Annotated in this window: 12 protein-coding genes and 1 pseudogene; all 13 read right to left on the bottom strand. The window is 60.4% G+C overall.

The genetic code is table 11. The features are described 5' to 3' along the window. Positions 1-67: 67 nt before the first annotated feature. The 13 genes and pseudogenes from ACRESD_RS16785 to ACRESD_RS16845 all read right to left on the bottom strand — a co-directional run bounded on the left by ACRESD_RS16785 (position 68) and on the right by ACRESD_RS16845 (position 16,994). Positions 68-865, bottom strand: a complete 798-nt coding sequence (locus ACRESD_RS16785; protein ID WP_431751947.1) for a transporter substrate-binding domain-containing protein — start codon at positions 863-865, stop codon at positions 68-70. 219 nt (positions 866-1,084) lie between these two features. Further along, on the bottom strand, positions 1,085-1,885 hold the full coding sequence (locus ACRESD_RS16790; protein ID WP_431751948.1) for a transporter substrate-binding domain-containing protein: 801 nt from the start codon (positions 1,883-1,885) through the stop codon (positions 1,085-1,087). Positions 1,886-2,033: 148 nt separating this feature from the next. Next, positions 2,034-4,642 (bottom strand): annotated as a pseudogene (gene mdoH, locus ACRESD_RS16795) (glucans biosynthesis glucosyltransferase MdoH). Further along, positions 4,635-6,323, bottom strand: a complete 1,689-nt coding sequence (locus ACRESD_RS16800; RefSeq protein WP_431751957.1) for a glucan biosynthesis protein G — start codon at positions 6,321-6,323, stop codon at positions 4,635-4,637. Before ACRESD_RS16800 ends, mdoH begins: the two are co-directional and overlap by 8 nt. A gap of 323 nt (positions 6,324-6,646) precedes the next feature. Beyond that, positions 6,647-7,084, bottom strand: coding sequence for a D-aminoacyl-tRNA deacylase (gene dtd / locus ACRESD_RS16805; RefSeq protein WP_064450278.1), 438 nt, complete (start codon positions 7,082-7,084; stop codon positions 6,647-6,649). Then, positions 7,081-8,052, bottom strand: a complete 972-nt coding sequence (pip, locus tag ACRESD_RS16810; protein WP_431751949.1) for a prolyl aminopeptidase — start codon at positions 8,050-8,052, stop codon at positions 7,081-7,083. Before pip ends, dtd begins: the two co-directional genes overlap by 4 nt. A gap of 103 nt (positions 8,053-8,155) precedes the next feature. Beyond that, entirely contained in the window at positions 8,156-9,091 is a 936-nt protein-coding gene (locus tag ACRESD_RS16815) for an alpha/beta hydrolase (RefSeq protein ID WP_431751950.1), read from the bottom strand. Positions 9,092-9,228: 137 nt separating this feature from the next. Next, positions 9,229-10,164 (bottom strand): choline ABC transporter substrate-binding protein, encoded by a 936-nt coding sequence (locus ACRESD_RS16820; protein ID WP_431751951.1) that lies wholly within the window; start codon positions 10,162-10,164, stop codon positions 9,229-9,231. Between the two features lie 198 nt (positions 10,165-10,362). Next, positions 10,363-11,163 carry an N-formylglutamate deformylase gene (hutG, locus tag ACRESD_RS16825; protein WP_431751952.1) on the bottom strand — a complete coding sequence of 267 codons (801 nt, stop codon included), beginning with the start codon at positions 11,161-11,163 and terminating at the stop codon, positions 10,363-10,365. An 11-nt stretch (positions 11,164-11,174) separates the two neighbouring features. Next, the gene (hutI, locus tag ACRESD_RS16830) at positions 11,175-12,380 is read right to left on the bottom strand and encodes an imidazolonepropionase (RefSeq protein ID WP_431751953.1); all 1,206 of its coding nucleotides are present in this window, start codon (positions 12,378-12,380) and stop codon (positions 11,175-11,177) included. A gap of 15 nt (positions 12,381-12,395) precedes the next feature. Next, entirely contained in the window at positions 12,396-13,805 is a 1,410-nt protein-coding gene (locus ACRESD_RS16835) for an amino acid permease (RefSeq protein WP_431751954.1), read from the bottom strand. Positions 13,806-13,899: 94 nt separating this feature from the next. Then, the gene (hutH, locus tag ACRESD_RS16840; RefSeq protein ID WP_431751955.1) at positions 13,900-15,438 is read right to left on the bottom strand and encodes a histidine ammonia-lyase; all 1,539 of its coding nucleotides are present in this window, start codon (positions 15,436-15,438) and stop codon (positions 13,900-13,902) included. Between the two features lie 32 nt (positions 15,439-15,470). Beyond that, a complete protein-coding gene (locus ACRESD_RS16845; protein WP_431751956.1) occupies positions 15,471-16,994 on the bottom strand; it encodes an HAL/PAL/TAL family ammonia-lyase in 1,524 nt (507 codons plus the stop codon). Between the last annotated feature and the right edge of the window lie 80 nt (positions 16,995-17,074).

Here is a 17,074-nt window from a genome sequence, read left to right on the forward strand (position 1 = left end):
TTTGGAATGCATTCCAAGGTGGGAGCGGGCTTGCTCGCGAAGGGCGCGACGCGGTCTTTCGCCGAACTTATTCCATGTCCTTGAGCCACTCGGAGCTCTTGAACCACTTGTCATGGATGCGATCGTAGGTGCCGTCGTTGCGGATCTGGTGCAGGAAGTTGTTGATGTAGTTGATGCTGTCGTAATCGCCCTTTTTCAGGCCAAACGCCAATGGCTCATAAGTGAAGGGTTCTTCGATATACACCAGCTTGCCGTTACCGACTTTTTTCTCGGCAACCACGTTGTAAGGCGCGTCATACACAAAGGCATCAGCCTTGCCGTTGACCACGTCCAGCACACCTTCCTGCTCGTTGTCGTAGCCGTGGTACTTGGCTTTGGAGATGAGTTTCTTGGCAACCATCTCACCGGTGGTGCCGAGTTTGGAGGTCAGGCGGAATTTCTCGTCGTTCAGGTCCTTGTAGGACTTGATGGTGCCTTCCAGGTCTTTGCGAATCAGCAGGGTCTGGCCGACCACAATGAAGGGTTCGCTGAAGTTCAGACGCAGGTTGCGTTCCTGGGTCAGGGTCATGCCGCTGCCGATCATGTCGAACTTGCCGGTCAGGAAGGCCGGGATGATGCCGTCATAACCGGTGGAGACCAGCTCCAGCTTGACGCCCATGGACTTGGCCATGGCCTTGAGGATGTCGACTTCGAAACCGATGATTTCACCGCGCTTGTCTGTCATTTCGAACGGCATGTAGGTTGGGTCCATGCCGACTTTCAGCGTGCCGCGCTTGACCGCATCATCGATGGCACCGGCCTGGACCGCAGTGGCGGCGACCAGCGCCGTGACGCCGAGCATCAGCATCGAAAGATACTTTTTCATCATCAAGTCCCCTGAACGGTTCTTATAAGATCGGCGCGCAAAAGGGCTGCACCATTTCGGGGTGCGATCCTAACCCACTCGTTGCCCGTCACAAAGGTTTCACGGGTAAATGTTATCGGCGTATGTCGGAAATGCCTCACAACGGTGCAGCGAAGCGCAGCCGTAGACGCATCCACCCAGAGAGTCAGCCATTGATTGATGTGTAAGCAGTTATGAAATTCAGTCGATTTCCGCCATCCAATCGGTCTCCTTGAACCACTTGTCGTGCAAGCGATCGTAGGTCCCATCCTGGGCCACCTGATTGAGGAAATGGTTGATCCAATTGAGGCTGTCGTAGTCGCCTTTCTTCAAGCCAAAAGCCAGGGGCTCGAAGGTGAAAGGCTGTTCCAGCGCCAGCAAAGTACCGTTCTCGGGTCGACTCATCACAATCAGGTTGTAAGGTGCGTCATGCACAAAAGCATCAGCCTTACCCTCTACAACCTGTCGCACACCCTCTTCCGAAGTGGCGAAACTGATCAGCCGAGCCGCACCCAGAAAGCGTTGTGCCGCAGCCTCCCCCGTGGTGCCTTCAGTGGTGGCAACCCGGTACCCGGCCTCATCCAGGTCTTCGATACTGGTGACGGTACCGGCCAGGCGCGGGTGCAAGAGCACGGTTTGGCCCACCACGATAAAAGAGTCACTGAAATTCAGCTTAAGGTTGCGCTCCTGAGTGACCGTCATGCCGCTGCCAATCAAATCAAACTTCTTCGCCATCAGCCCGGGTATCAACTCGGTGTAAGGGACTGCAACCAACTCCAGCTCGACGCCCAGCGCACGGCTCATCGCCTGGAGCAGATCGATCTCGAAGCCGACAATGCGTCCCTGTTTATCCTTCATTTCAAAGGGCATATAGGTGGGCGTGGTGCCGACCTTCAGCACGCCACGGCGCACCGCATCGTCAATGGCGCCAGCCTGCAACAAGCCTGCGTGAATCAGTGCGAGAGCCCCCATCAGCCATGCCGAACCATACCTTTTGATCATGAATACCCCCGTAGCGAGTTGAGTTTGGGGGGCGATGCTACCCCAGCCACAGGCACGGAAATACGCCTCTACGGGAGGTCTTTTGTTTCGAAATAACAAGGAGTTAGCGCTAAATGGAAGAAGCGCGAAACGCTGTAGGATCAGCGTTTCAAGCGCCCCCGAAGTGAGCCTTCGGGGGCGTCTGAATCAGGCTGGTTGAGCCTGGGACGACAGCGGTTGCAGCGGCAGCAACGGCGCGTGCGGATCAGCCTTGATCGAGGCACGCCAGGCGCCAAGCCACTCGGCGTGACCTTCGCTCCAGACCTGTTGGTGCAGGCGAGCCAGGGCGACCGGGTCGCTGAGCAGGGCCAGGCGCTCAGCGTTGTTGAGGGCGGCGGGGCCGACCTTCAACGCATGGCGCACACGCTCGGCACGCAGGTGCTCGATCGGCTCCGCCTCGCGGTGACGCGAGGTCGCCAAGGCGCAGGCCAAGGCGTTCTGCTGCGGGTCGACCACCGAACGCACAAACCCGTCGTTCAGGGCGTGCCAACGGTTTTCGTGGGTGTACTGCTCGGTCGACAACAGTGCTTGCGGCGGGTTGTATTCCTCAGGGATCAGGAACAGGCTCTCGTCGCGGGACTTCAGACCCAGCTTGACCCGACTGGAAATGACCGACACCGGGATCGACAGCATCAGCGAACCAACAATCGGAATCAGCCACCACAGGAAGCTCGGGTTCAACCACACCACCAACAACGCCCACAGGAAGCCGAGAACGGTTTGCGGCCCATGGCGCTTGACTGCCTCACTCCACGGGGTGGAGTCGTCGTCACGTTGCGGCGAGTTCCAGGTCGCGGCCCAGCCGAGGAACGCGGCCAGTACGAAACGGGTGTGGAAGATCATCCGCACTGGCGCCAGCAGCATGGAGAACAGCATCTCCAGCAGCATCGACAACGTCACCTTGAACTTGCCACCGAACTCTTTCGCGCCCTTGGCCCAGATCAGGATGATGCTCAGCAACTTAGGCAGGAACAGCAGCACGATGGTGGTGGAGAACAGCGCCACCGCCTTGTCCGGATGCCATTGCGGCCACAGCGGGTACAACTGGCGTGGTGCCATGAAGTACTGCGGCTCCATCAGGGTGTTCACCGCCAACAACGCGGTCGACAGCACTAGGAAGAAGAACCACAACGGCGCCGACAAATAGGACATCACGCCGGTCAAGAACACCGCACGGTGTACCGGGTGCATACCCTTGACCAGGAACAGGCGGAAGTTCATCAGGTTACCGTGGCACCAGCGACGGTCACGCTTGAGTTCGTCCAGCAAGTTCGGCGGCAGTTCTTCATAGCTGCCCGGCAAGTCGTAGGCAATCCACACGCCCCAGCCGGCACGGCGCATCAGCGCCGCTTCAACGAAGTCGTGGGAGAGGATCGCACCGGCAAACGCACCTTTACCCGGCAATGGCGCCAGGGCGCAGTGCTCGATGAACGGCTTCATGCGGATGATCGCGTTGTGACCCCAGTAGTGGGATTCACCCAACTGCCAGAAGTGCAGGCCAGCGGTAAACAGCGGGCCGTACACGCGGGTAGCGAACTGCTGCATGCGCGCATACAGCGTGTCCATGCCCGACGCACGTGGCGCGGTCTGGATAATCCCCGCGTCCGGCGTGGCTTCCATCAGGCGTACCAGGCTGGTCAGGCATTCGCCGCTCATTACGCTGTCGGCGTCGAGCACCACCATGTACTTGTAATCACCGCCCCAACGACGGCAGAAGTCGTCGAGGTTGCCGCTCTTGCGTTTTACACGGCGGCGACGGCGGCGATAGAAGATCTTGCCGAAGCCACCAGCTTCGCGACACACATCCAGCCAGGCCTGTTGTTCGGCGATGCAGATATCGGCGTCGTTACTGTCACTGAGCACAAAGAAATCGAAACGGTCCAGGTCACCCGTGGCCGCCACCGATTCGAAGGTGGCGCGCAGCCCGGCAAATACGCGGGGCACGTCTTCGTTGCAGATCGGCATCACCAAGGCAGTGCGGGCATCCTGCGGAATCGGCTCATCGCCGGCACTTTTGCCGGAGATGCGGTATTTATCGTGACCGGTGAGCAGTTCCAGGAAGCCCATCAGCGCCGTCCAGAAACCCGCCGAAACCCAGCAGAACAAAATCCCGAACATGATCAGGATGCTGGTTTGCAGGGCGTAAGGCAGTACCTGGGTAGCGGTTTGCAGCAGGGTCTGGTTGCGAATCTCGTCAAAGTCGACCAGCGACCAGCCCTGGTACGGCATGATGCCTTTCATGTACCAGCCGGCCACGATGGTCTGGCCGAGCATCAGGATCAGCAGGATATAGCGACGGATCGAACCCACCGTGCGCCAGCGCGCGGCCGGCAGTACTCGCTCGTCTTTCGGCGGCTTCGGCGGGTTGGTGCGACCGGTCAACCGACGCCAGCCACGCACCAGGATGTTGGTGCGCCATGGCTCGGGCACTACCTTGGTCCGACGGATCGGCGGCGTGGCCTTCAGGCACACCCGGCCACTGGCGTCGAGCGCCAGCATTTCGGCGTCTTGCAATTCCTCGGCGGTACTGAGGGTCAAGCGAGAGCCCACCGATGCCTGGGCGGCATCGGTCGGTGCATCGAAGGTCTTGGACGACAGGCGTTCGTGCAACTCGCTGAAGGACGTACAGCCCGCCAGTTCGGCGCGCTGTTCGGCAGTCATCGGGAGATGCGCCAGGTACTCGGACAGAGTCTCGGGCGTAGCGTGTGAATTACTCATCGGCAGGCAACTGGTAGCTCCAGGTTTCGGTCAGGACTTGTTCGGTCTTGGCCGGTTCCGGTGTGGCTGGGGCAGCTTCTGGCTGCTTGGCTTCCTTGTCTTTTGCTTCTTTGGCGTCTTTCTTGGCTTGTTTCTCGTGCTGTTTAGCCAGCACTTTGTCAGCCTTCAGCACCTGGGTCGAAACCTTCTCAGGCTCCGGTTTCACGATGTCCTGGACCAGGGCTGCACGCATTTCGGTCGGTTTGCCTGCGTCCTTGATCTTCATACGCAGGGTCAAACGCCAGCCTTTGGTGTGTTCGTTGTAGCGCACGCTGTTTTCAACGATCTCGGCGTTATCGCCAACACTCACCTGGCTGCGCACCGGGGCGTCCGCCGGCAGGTTCTTCAGGGACGGGCCCTCGAAGTCCACCAGATAAGCCACGCTGCCGTCAGGTTGGCGGATCAGGTTGGATTGTTTCACGTCACCGGTAGAGCGCAGGGTCTGCTTGACCCAGGCGCTGTCGGCCGGGTGCAGGTCCTTCTCGTCCATGGTCCAGTGCAGGCGGTAGCTGACGTCCAGCGGCTCGCCGACTTTTGGCAGCTCGGCCGGGCTCCAGAACGCAACGATGTTGTCGTTGGTCTCGTCTGCGGTAGGAATCTCTACCAGGTCGACGGAACCCTTGCCCCAGTCGCCTTCAGGCTCGATCCAGGCGCTTGGGCGTTTGTCGTAGTTGTCGTCCAGGTCTTCGTAGTGGCTGAAGTCGCGACCACGTTGCAGCAGGCCGAAACCACGAGGGTTTTCCACGGCAAAGTTGCTGACCGACAGGTGTTTAGGGTTGTTCAGCGGGCGCCAGATCCACTCGCCGTTACCGGCATGGATCGACAGGCCGCTGGAATCGTGCAGCTCACGACGGTAGTTGAGCACCTTGGACGGCTGGTTGGCGCCGAACAGGTACATGCTGGTCAGTGGGGCAACGCCCAGCTTGCTGACCTTGTCGCGCAGGTACATTTGGGATTTGACGTCGACAATGGTGTCGGTGCCAGGGCGCAGGGTCAGGCGATAGGCGCCGGTAGCCCGTGGCGAGTCCAGCAGGGCAAAGATCACCAACTGTTTTTCACCCGGTTTTGGGCGCTCGATCCAGAACTCGGTGAAACGCGGGAATTCTTCGCCGGACGGCAATGCGGTGTCGATCGCCATGCCACGGGCGGACAGGCCATAGGACTGGCCCTTGCCGACGACGCGGAAATAGCTGGCGCCGAGCATGGTCATGATTTCGTCTTGCTTGTCGGCCTTGTTGATCGGGTACAGCACACGGAAACCGGCATAACCCAGTTGTTCGGTGGCTTTAGGATCAAACTTCACGTCGCCGAAATCGAAACGCGTCGGGTCGTACTTGATTTCGGTGACGCTGTCGGCGGTCACTTCGTTGATTTTCACCGGTGTATCGAAATGCATACCCTGGTGATAGAAGGACAGCTTGAACGGGGTGTTCTGATCGGCCCACTCGGCTTTTTCGTTGCGGAAACGAATCTTCTGGTAATCAGCGAACTTCATTTCGCGGAATTCGTTCGGCAAATTGCTGCGCGGAGCTTCGTATTTCTGCCCGGCCAGCTCTTTTGCCTTGGCCGACACATCATCCAGACTGAATGCCCACAGCTGACCCGCGCCGAACAGGCAAAACAGGGCAGAGCCCGTCACCAGTGCGTTTCGTAACCGTTTGGCAGACAATTTTGGTGCATTACAGGGACTAACAATCACGAGCAACCCTCGCCGAAAACAGATCAAAAAACCAACGGCCAGCTATCTATATGCCAGGTTGGCGAGCATTGTTCCGACTCCCCAGGGGCTAAATGATTCCCCAAAGGCCGTCGGACAAGTCTCTACCTAAGTCAAAAATGGACCAAACAACGCTGATCCCCATAGCGCGCGATTATCTAGTAGCACGCGAAACAACGCATCAGGGTCAACGAAGTATTTGTAGCGAAACCCTGCGTTTTTAGGCATTAAAGTCGTTTTTAATACATTCATGTCTGTAAGAGGAATGTCACAGGGCCATCATTGACCAAATGCACCTGCATGTCAGCGCCAAAACGCCCTGACGCCACCTTGCCATGCAATTGTTGCGCTTGTAACAACAAGTGCTCGAAAAGCGCCGCTCCCAAGGCCGGAGGCGCCGCCGTGGAGAAGCTCGGCCGCAACCCACTCTTGGTATCCGCCGCCAGGGTGAATTGGGAAACCAGCAGCAAACCGCCACCGATGTCCTTCAAAGACAAGTTCATCTTGCCCTCATCGTCGCTGAACACCCGATAGTTAAGCAGCTTGTGCAAAAGTTTGTCGGCACTCTCGGGCGTATCTGAGGGTTCGACGGCGACCAGCACCAGCAAGCCCTGGTCGATCGCGCCCACGACATCACCCGCCACCTCGACCCGGGCGCCACGCACCCGTTGCAACAAGCCCTTCATGCTTCTTCGGGCGGCAAGTCGAGCAGGCTGCGCGCCATTACGCCGGTCGCACGCACCAGTGCATCGGTGATGCCGGGTTCGGATGCAGCATGCCCAGCCTCGCGAATCACTTGCAGCTCACTGTTGGGCCACGCCTGATGCAGCTCCCAGGCGTTGTCCAGCGGACAGATCATATCGTAGCGGCCATGGATGATTACGCCAGGCAGGTGGGCGATCTTGTGCATGTCGCGAATCAGTTGGTTGGGCTCCAGGAAGGAGTTGTTGGTGAAGTAGTGGCACTCGATACGTGCGATGGACAACGCACGCTGCGGCTCGGCAAAGCGCTCCACTTGCGCCTGGTTCGGGCACAGGCCCAGCATGCGCCCTTCCCAGGTCGACCACGCCTTGGCCGCGTGCATCTGGGCGATCTGGTCGTTGCCGGTCAGCCGCTTGTGGTAGGCGCTGAGCAGGTCGTGCCGCTCATCCTGCGGGATCGGCGCGAGGTAATCCTGCCAGTAATCCGGGAACATGCGGCTGGCGCCCTCCTGGTAGAACCAGTGGATGTCCCGGGGGCGCGCCAGGAAAATCCCGCGCACGATCAGGCCATGCACGCGCTCCGGGTGGGTTTGCGCATAGGCCAGGGCCAGGGTCGAGCCCCAGGAGCCACCGAACAGCACCCATTTATCGATGCCCAGGTGCTCGCGGATGCGCTCCATGTCAGCGACCAGGTCCCAGGTGGTGTTGTTTTCCAGGTTGGCCCGAGGGGTAGAGCGCCCACAGCCGCGTTGGTCAAAGGTGACGATGCGGTAAAGGTTCGGATCAAAATAGCAGCGGCTGTTGGCGTCACAACCGGCGCCAGGGCCTCCATGGATGAAGACAACGGGCAAGCCTTCGGGGGAGCCGCTTTCATCGACGTACAGGGTATGGGTGTCATCGACAGCCAGATCGTGCCGGGCGTAGGGTTTGATCTGCGGGTACCAAGTCTGCATTGCGCGCTCCGTAGGGTGTCGGGTTCATCCCTGGGGGGACGTCTGTTATTTTGCCGTCTGGCATCATAAACCCGAATTGTGCAATGAGCATGTCCTTGAGCACTTAGACCTGTGTCAGCCCTTCGCTCCTGAGGAAATGCAGCAGATAGTCATACAGGCGATCCACCTCTGGCACGTGGCCGCGTGCGCGCAAACAGCCGTGGATCAAGCCTTTGCCCGGATACAACACGGCTTTGACACTGGCCGCTCGCAGGCGCTCGGCATACAACATGCCGTCGTCACGTAGCGGGTCGAACTGGGCCACGGCGATCAGGGCGCCAGGCAAACCGCGATAATCCTCGGCGAGCAGCGGCATGGCATAGGCCGATGGTTTGCCTGTGCCCTGCAAGTACAGCGCGAGATAACAATCGGTGTCAGCAGTGCTGAGCAACGGCGCGTCCATGCAATCACGACGGGACGGCAAATCGGCCGGGCCGCCCAAGCCTGGGTAAATCAGCACTTGGGCTCGGGGCAACGCTTGGCCGCCATCGCGCAGTCCCAGGCACAACGCCGCCACCAGGTTGCCACCGGCACTGTCGCCGATCACCACCAGGCGTTGCAGGTTGATGGCGTGAGGCCCTTGACCCGCCTGGATCGCCTGCCACACCGCGCGGCAATCGTCATAGGCTGCCGGGAACGGATGCTCCGGCGCCAGACGGTAGTCGATGGCGATCACCAGCACTTGCAACACATTGGCCAGTTCGAAGCAGATGAAATCATGGGAATCCAACCCACCGACTACCCACCCGCCACCATGCATATAGAGAAGGCACGGCCAGCCATCGATCGGTACGGGCGCCATAGGTGCATAACTGCGTACGCCGACGCCGCCCAAGGAAAAGTCCGACAGCTGCAACCCTTCAGGCGTCGGCGGCGTAAACGCTTGGCACATGCGATCGTAGTTCTGGCGCAGGCCGGCCAGGGACGAATCGTCGCTGGAGAAGGATTCGGTCTTGGCGACGAAGGTGCGCATCTGCGAAGAAATAGGGTATTCGGCCATGCATAGACTTCCCTGGCGATGGAGATTCAATGTGGGAGCTGGCTTGCCTGCGAAGGCTATCTGTCAGTTGATACATCTTTGACTGATACACCGCTATCGCAGGCAAGCCAGCTCCCACATTTGGATTTGCATCCGGCTTAAAGTTTGAGGCTGGCTTGCACCGCCGCCACGCCATCACCGCCATCAAACGCCGTGACCCCGGCCAGCCAGCGCTGCAAATCCTCGGGATGATCGCGCAGCCATTGCCTGGCCACGTCCTGGGGCGACTGGCGCTCCATGATCGGCACCATCAATTGGCTTTCCTGGGCAGCGGTGAACGTGAGGTTTTCCAGCAACCGGTTGGCGTTGGGGCAACGCTCGGCGAAGTCCGGAGCAGTAACGGTGGATACGGTAGCGCGACCTTCGTCGGGGCCGAACACATCTTCACTGCCGGTGAGGTAGGTCATCTTCATATTGATGTTCATCGGATGCGGGGTCCAGCCGACGAACACCACGAACTCCTTACGGTTCACTGCACGCTGCACCGCCGCCAGCATGCCGGCCTCCCCGGAAGCAACCAGCTTGAAGCCACCGAGGCCAAAGTGATTGGTGTCGATCATTTTCTGAATGTCAGTGTTGGCGCCGCTGCCGGGTTCGATGCCATAGATCTTGCCGCCCAGCTTGTCCTTGAAGCGGGCGATATCGGCAAAGGTTTTCAGGCCCGCATCTGCAACGTACTGCGGCACGGCCAGGGTGGCCTGGGCATCGGCGAGGCTGGGTTTGTCGAAGACCTTGACCTGCTTGGCCGCCAGGAACGGTGCGATGTTGTTATCCATCGCCGGCTTCCAGTAACCCAGGAAGATATCCAGGCGTTTGTCGCGAATCCCCGCAAAGATGATCTGCTGCACGGCGCTGGTCTGTTTACTGTCGTAACCCAAGCCATTGAGCAGCACGTCGGCCATGCCGGAAGTAGCGACCACGTCGGTCCAGCTGACCACGCCCATGCGGATGTTTTTGCAGGCGCTTGGCTCGGCGGCCATGGCATTCGCGCTGAGCAGTGCGGCGCCAGTGAGGGATAACAACAGTTTTTTCATGGGTGTGGGCTCACTCGGCTGTTTTTATTCAACAACCTTACCCAGCAGAGATGCTGTCAACACGAACGGTGGCGACTGGCAGTTGCACTGTGGCGACTGTACGAGCGTCATCGGGGGCAAGCCCCCTCCCACACTTGACCGAGTTCCCACATGAGAATGCGGTCGAATGTGGGAGGGGGCTTGCCCCCGATAGCAATTTCAGCCGTAGCGCTTTTGTCCCCAGGCTAGAAAAGCTTCCAGCAACTGCTTCAACACCACCTGGGTTGGCTGAGCCAAGTCCGGCCGATAACGGAACGGCTCGAACTCCTCCATATAGGTGCTCTGGCACAGCTCCAATTGCACGGCATGAATATCCTGCGCCGGATTACCGTAATGCCGGGTGATATGCCCACCCTTGAAGCGCCCGTTCAGCACATGGGTGTACTGCGGATGAGCGGCACAGATAGCTTCCAACTGGCTGGCCAGCTCCGGATCACAGGAGGCGCCGTTGAAAGTGCCGAGGTTGAAATCCGGCAGCTTGCCGTCGAACAGGTGCGGGATCACTGAACGGATCGAGTGCGCATCGAACAACAACGCATAGCCGAACTCTGCCTTGAGCCGCGCCAGTTCCTCTTGCAGCGTGCGGTGATACGGGCCCCAGACCTTTTCCAGGTAGGTTGCGCGCTCTTCCTTGGACGGCTCCAGCCCTTCGCGGAACAACGGCACACCGTCGAACAGCGTCGCCGGGTACAAGCCGGTGGTGGCGCCGACGTACAACGGCTTGTCGTCGGAGGGCCGATTCAGGTCGATGACAAACCGCGAGTACTCGGCCGCCAAAGTGCTGGCGCCTAGCTCTTCGGCAAAGTCATACAACGCTGGGATGTGCCAATCCGTGTCCGGCAGGCTTTGTGCCTCGGGAATCAACCCGCCCTCGACGGCGGGTGTCAGGTGTACACCCGCATGGGGCATGCTAATCAGCAGTGGCACACGGCCTTGTTTGAAAGTCAGAACCTTATCCACAACCACACTCCTCAAACAGTGACGTCGACGCCATGGCGCACGACGCGTTTATCCAGTTCGCCACCCAGCCAGTAGGCCAGGTCGGCGGGACGGTCGATCTGCCAGGCGACAAAATCCGCGACCTTGCCCACTTCCAGGGAGCCATGGGTGTCGCCCATGCCCAAGGCAGTGGCCGCGTGCTGCGTGGCGCCGGCCAGGGCTTCTTCCGGAGTCATGCGGAACAAGGTGCAAGCCATGTTCAGCATCAGGCGCACCGACAATGCAGGTGAGGTGCCGGGGTTGAGGTCACTGGCGATGGCGATTTTCACACCGTGCTTGCGCAGGGCGTCCATCGGCGGCAACTGGGTTTCGCGCAGGAAGTAGAACGCACCCGGCAGCAATACCGCGACGGTGCCGGAAGCGGCCATGGCGATGGCATCTTCTTCGGTCATGAACTCCAGATGATCCGCCGATAGCGCCTGGTAACGCGCCGCCAGGCTAGAGCCGTGCAGCGAAGAGAGTTGCTCGGCGTGCAGCTTCACCGGCAGGCCGAGTTGCTGGGCAACCTTGAACACGCGCTCCACTTGCTCGGTGGAAAACGCCAGGTATTCGCAGAACGCATCCACCGCGTCCACCAGACCTTCAGACGCCAACGCCGGCAGCATCTCAGCGCAGATATGGTCGATGTAATCGTCTGCGCGGTCCTTGTACTCCGGCGGCAACGCGTGGGCCGCCAGGCACGTGGCCCGCACGCTGACCGGCAACGCGTCACCCAGACGACGCGCCACCCGCAGCATTTTGCGTTCGTTGACCAGGTCCAGCCCGTAGCCGGACTTGATCTCTACCGTGGTCACGCCGTCTCGCAACAAACTGCGCAGGCGCTTGTGGGCGCTTGCGAACAATTCATCCTCGCTGGCGGCGCGGGTGGCGCGCACGGTGCTGGCAATACCGCCACCCTTGGCTGCGATTTCGGCATAGCTCACGCCTTGCAGGCGCTGCTCGAATTCGCCGCTGCGGTTGCCGCCGAACACCGTGTGGGTGTGGCAGTCGATCAGCCCGGGGGTGACCCACGCGCCTTGCAGGTCATGCACTTGGGCGTAGTCCGCCTTCGGCACTTCGCTGCGGGGGCCGATCCACTCGATGAGCGAACCTGCTGTGACCATGGCGGCATCCTCGATGATCGAGTATTTGCCGTGGGCCATGGTTGCGACGTGGCAGTGTTGCCAAAGCGTTTTCATCAACGCCTCCCTAAGTTAACGATGAGACAAAACCGGGTCGTAATGGACCTTGGCCGCTTGCCCGGCAGCGGGCTTGACCCACAGCAGATAGGCAACCACCAGCAGCACGATCCACACGGCACCGACCAGCAAAGCCGCCTGGGTATCCGGGAAGTAACCCAGCACGCCAAACACAAACAGCATGAAGACGATGGCCGCTGCTGGCGCATAAGGCCAGAACGGCACCGGGAATTTCAGCTCGGCCACCTGTTCTTTAGTCATCGAGCGACGCATGGCGACCTGGGTGAACAGGATCATCAGCCACACCCACACGGTGGCGAAGGTGGCAATCGAGGCGATCAGCAGGAACACGTTTTCCGGGATCAGGTAATTGAGCACCACGCCGCCGAGCAACGCCGCGCCCATCACCACCACGGTCATCCACGGCACACCCTGCCTGGACAACTGAGCGAAACCCTTGGGCGCCTGCCCTTGCTGCGCCAGGCCGTACATCATGCGGCCAGCGCCGAAGATGTCACTGTTGATGGCCGACACCGCCGCCGAGATCACCACGATGTTGAGGATGGTCGCCGCCGAGCCAATCCCCAGGTTGCTGAAGATCTGCACGAACGGGCTGCCCTGGCTGCCGATTTGCGGCCACGGGTAGATCGCCATCAACACAAACAAGGTCAGTACGTAGAACAACAGGATGCGCAACGGCACGGCGTTGATCGCCTTGGGGATCACGCGTTGTGGGTCCTTGGCTTCACCGGCAGTGATGCCGATGATTTCGATGCCGCCGAAAGCAAACATCACCACCGCGAACGAGGCGATCAGGCCGCCCACACCGTTAGGCATGAAGCCGCCGTGGGCCCACAGGTTGCTCAGGCCTGCGGCCTGGGTCTCGCCCGCCGAGTGAATGCCGAACAACATGATGCCGAAGCCGCCGAGGATCATCGCGACAATGGCGCCGACCTTCAGCAGCGACAACCAGAATTCCATCTCGCCAAACACTTTGACGTTGCAAAGGTTCAGGCCGCCGATCAAAAACACGATGCCGAGCACCCAGACCCAGCGCGCGACTTCGGGAAACCAGAAGCCCATGTAGATGCCGAAGGCAGTGACGTCGGCCAGACAGACGATGATCATTTCAAAGGCGTAGGTCCAACCGAGGATGAACCCGGCCATGGGGCCCAGGTAGGTGCTGGCGTACTGGCCGAAAGAGCCTGCCACCGGGTTATGCACGGCCATTTCGCCGAGAGCGCGCATCACCATGAACACGGCGGCACCGCCAATCAGGTAGGCCAGCAGCACAGCCGGGCCGGCCATCTGGATGGCGGACGCAGAGCCGTAGAACAACCCGGTGCCGATGGCGGAACCGAGTGCCATGAAGCGAATATGTCGAGCTGAGAGCCCGCGTTTCAAACCTTTTTCTTGCTGGTGCATTTCTCTTCCCTAATTATTCTTATCCAGAGAGAACTTGAATCCGCTGGAGATCAAATGTGGGGCTCGACAGCTCCCACATTGAGCAGCGGTGAGCTTATAGGCTCGGCAACAGCTTGGCCGGCACCAGCTCATTCAGGCAGCGACTGGCGAGCAGTTCGCTGGCCGCGTTGATATCCGGGGCGAAGAAGCGGTCCTTGTCGTAGAAGCCTACTTTGGCGCGCAGGAGGCCACGGGCTTTTTCCAACTTCGCAGAGGTTTTCAGGCCATCGCGCAAATCCAGGCCCTGGCATGCAGCCAGCCATTCCACCGCCAGGATGCCACGGGTGTTTTCAGCCATTTCCCACAAACGCTTGCCGGCAGCAGGCGCCATCGACACATGGTCTTCCTGGTTGGCCGAAGTCGGCAGGCTGTCCACGCTATGGGGATGGGCCAGCGCCTTGTTCTCGCTGGCGAGTGCGGCAGCGGTCACCTGGGCGATCATGAAGCCGGAGTTAACCCCGCCATTGCCCACCAGGAACGGTGGCAGTTGCGACATGTGCTTGTCCATCATCAACGAGATACGACGCTCGCTCAGGGAGCCGATTTCAGCGATGGCCAATGCCATGTTATCCGCAGCCATGGCCACCGGTTCGGCGTGGAAGTTACCGCCGGAGATCACGTCGCCTTCAGCGGCAAATACCAGCGGGTTATCCGACACGGCATTGGCCTCCACCACCAACACTTCAGCGGCCTGGCGGAACTGGGTCAGGCAGGCACCCATGACTTGCGGCTGGCAGCGCAGGGAGTACGGGTCTTGCACCTTGTCGCAGTTCTGGTGTGACTTGGACACTTCACTGCTGTCGCCCAGCAGGTCGCGATAGGCCGCAGCGGAATCGATCTGCCCACGCTGACCACGAGCCGCGTGAATACGCGCATCGAACGGCGAGCGCGAACCCAGTACCGCTTCAACCGTCAGGCCGCCGCAGGCCAGGGCGCCGGCGAACAGGTCTTCGCCTTCGAACAGGCCACGCAGGGCATAGGCGGTAGACACTTGGGTGCCGTTGAGCAACGCCAGGCCTTCTTTGGCAGCGAGGGTCAGCGGCGTCAGGCCAGCGACTTTCAGCGCTTCAGTGGCTTCCAGCCATTCGCCTTTATAGCGCGCCTTGCCTTCGCCCAGTAGGACCAGGGACATGTGGGCCAATGGAGCCAAGTCGCCGGACGCACCCACCGAGCCTTTGAGTGGAATGTGCGGGTACACCTCGGCGTTGATCAGCGCGATCAGTGCGTCGATCACCTGGCGGCGAATCCCGGAGAACCCACGGCTCAGGCTGTTGACCTTGAGCACCATGACCAACCGCACCAGCGCATCGCTGATCGGCTCACCGACGCCGGCGGCGTGGGACAGCACCAGGGAGCGCTGCAGGTTTTCCAGGTCTTCACTGGCGATGCGGGTCGAGGCCAGTAGGCCGAAACCGGTGTTGATGCCATAGGCGGTGCGGTTCTCGGCGAGAATCTGCTCCACGCAGGCCACACTGGCGTTGATCTGCGCCGTGGCGCTGTCATCCAGGCTGAGGGTTACCGGCTGCTGGTAGATGGCCCGCAGTTGGGCGAGGCTCAGTTGGCCTGGAATCAGATTTAGCGCAGTCACATTCATACTCCTTGTGAATTATTTTTTTGAATAAGTGTTCAGTGCAAATTCGGTAATACGCGGTGCAGCAAAGCGGTGTCCTTGAGCAGCGCGGCGGTGGTCGCAATGTCCGGCGCCAGCCAGCGGTCCTGCTCGTACGGCGGGATCTGTTCGCGCAGCAGGCGCCAAGCGCTGTCGGTGCCCGCGCCGAAGCGCTGGTCCTTCAAGAACTCAAAAGCCTGGGCGGCCAACAGGTACTCGATGGCCAGGATCTGGGTGACGTTGGCCAACAGTTGATGCAGCTTGAGCGCGGCGTTGGTGCCCATGCTCAGGTGGTCTTCCTGCAAGCCCGAGGTGACGAAGTTGTCGAGCACCGCCGGTTGTGCCAACTGACGGTTCTGCCCGCACAGGGAGGCGGCGACGTACTGCACGATCATCATCCCGGAGTTGACGCCAGGGTTACTCACCAGGAATGCCGGCAAACCGCTGACGTGAGGGTTGATCAGGCGGTCCAGGCGGCGCTCGGCCACCGAGCCGATTTCGGCCATGGCGATGGCAAGCATGTCCGCCGCCAGTGCAACAGACTGTCCGTGAGGATTGGCCTGGGATACCACGCGGTAGTTGTCCGGCGTGCCGAGCACCAGCGGGTTGTCAGTGGCGCTGTTGAGTTCGGTCTCGATCTGGCGGGTGGCGTGTTCCACTTGATCACGCGCCGCGCCGTGGATCTGCGGGATCGAACGGATGCTCAACGCGTCCTGGGTGCGGATGCCTTTGCTGCTGGCGATCACTTCGCTGCCATCGAGCAAGGCGCGCAGGTTGATACCGACCTGCTGCATCCCCGGGTGCGGCTTGAGGGCGATGATTTGCTCATCAAACGCATCGATCTGACCGCGCTGGGCCTCGAAACTCATAGCGCCGATCACGTCGGCCCATTGCAGCAGATGATGCACATCGGCCAGGGCCAGGCAGCTCAGGCCAGTCATGCACGGCGTACCGTTGACCAGGCACAAACCGTCCTTGGCACCGAGCACCACCGGCTGCAAGCCTTCCGCACTCAGTGCCTGTTGCGCCGGAACGATCTGGCCGCGATAGCTCACATCGCCAACGCCGAGCAAGGCCACGCCGATGTGAGCCATGTGTGTCAGGTAACCCACCGAACCCTGGGACGGCACTTGCGGTGTGATGCCGTGGTTGAGCAACGCCAGCAGCGAATGCACCACCTGCGGGTGCAGGCCGGATTTGCCGTGGCTGTAGTTGATGATGGCAGCGCAGATGATCGCGCGCGTCTGTTCATCACTCAGTACCGGGCCGACTCCGCACGCGTGGCTCAGCAGGGTGTTACGCGACAGCTGGCTGAGTTGCTCGCCCTTGAGCGACACGTTGCACAACGCACCCAGCCCGGTGTTCACGCCGTAGGCACGTTCGCCGCTGGTGACGATGCGCTGCACGATGGCCTGGGCATTGTCGATCCGCGCCCAGGCATGGCCCGAGAGTTCGAGCACGGCGCCGTGGCGGGCGACGGCGACTACGTCCTGCCAGCGCAGCGGGGCGTCGGCGATGATGATTTTTGTTGCCTGGGACATCTTCATACCTTCTTCAATTCTTGTGCAGCTTCACTGGCCTCATCGCAGGCAAGCCAGCTCCCACATTTGGAATGCATTCC

This window comes from Pseudomonas sp., assembly GCF_050739995.1.
Lineage (GTDB): Bacteria > Pseudomonadota > Gammaproteobacteria > Pseudomonadales > Pseudomonadaceae > Aquipseudomonas.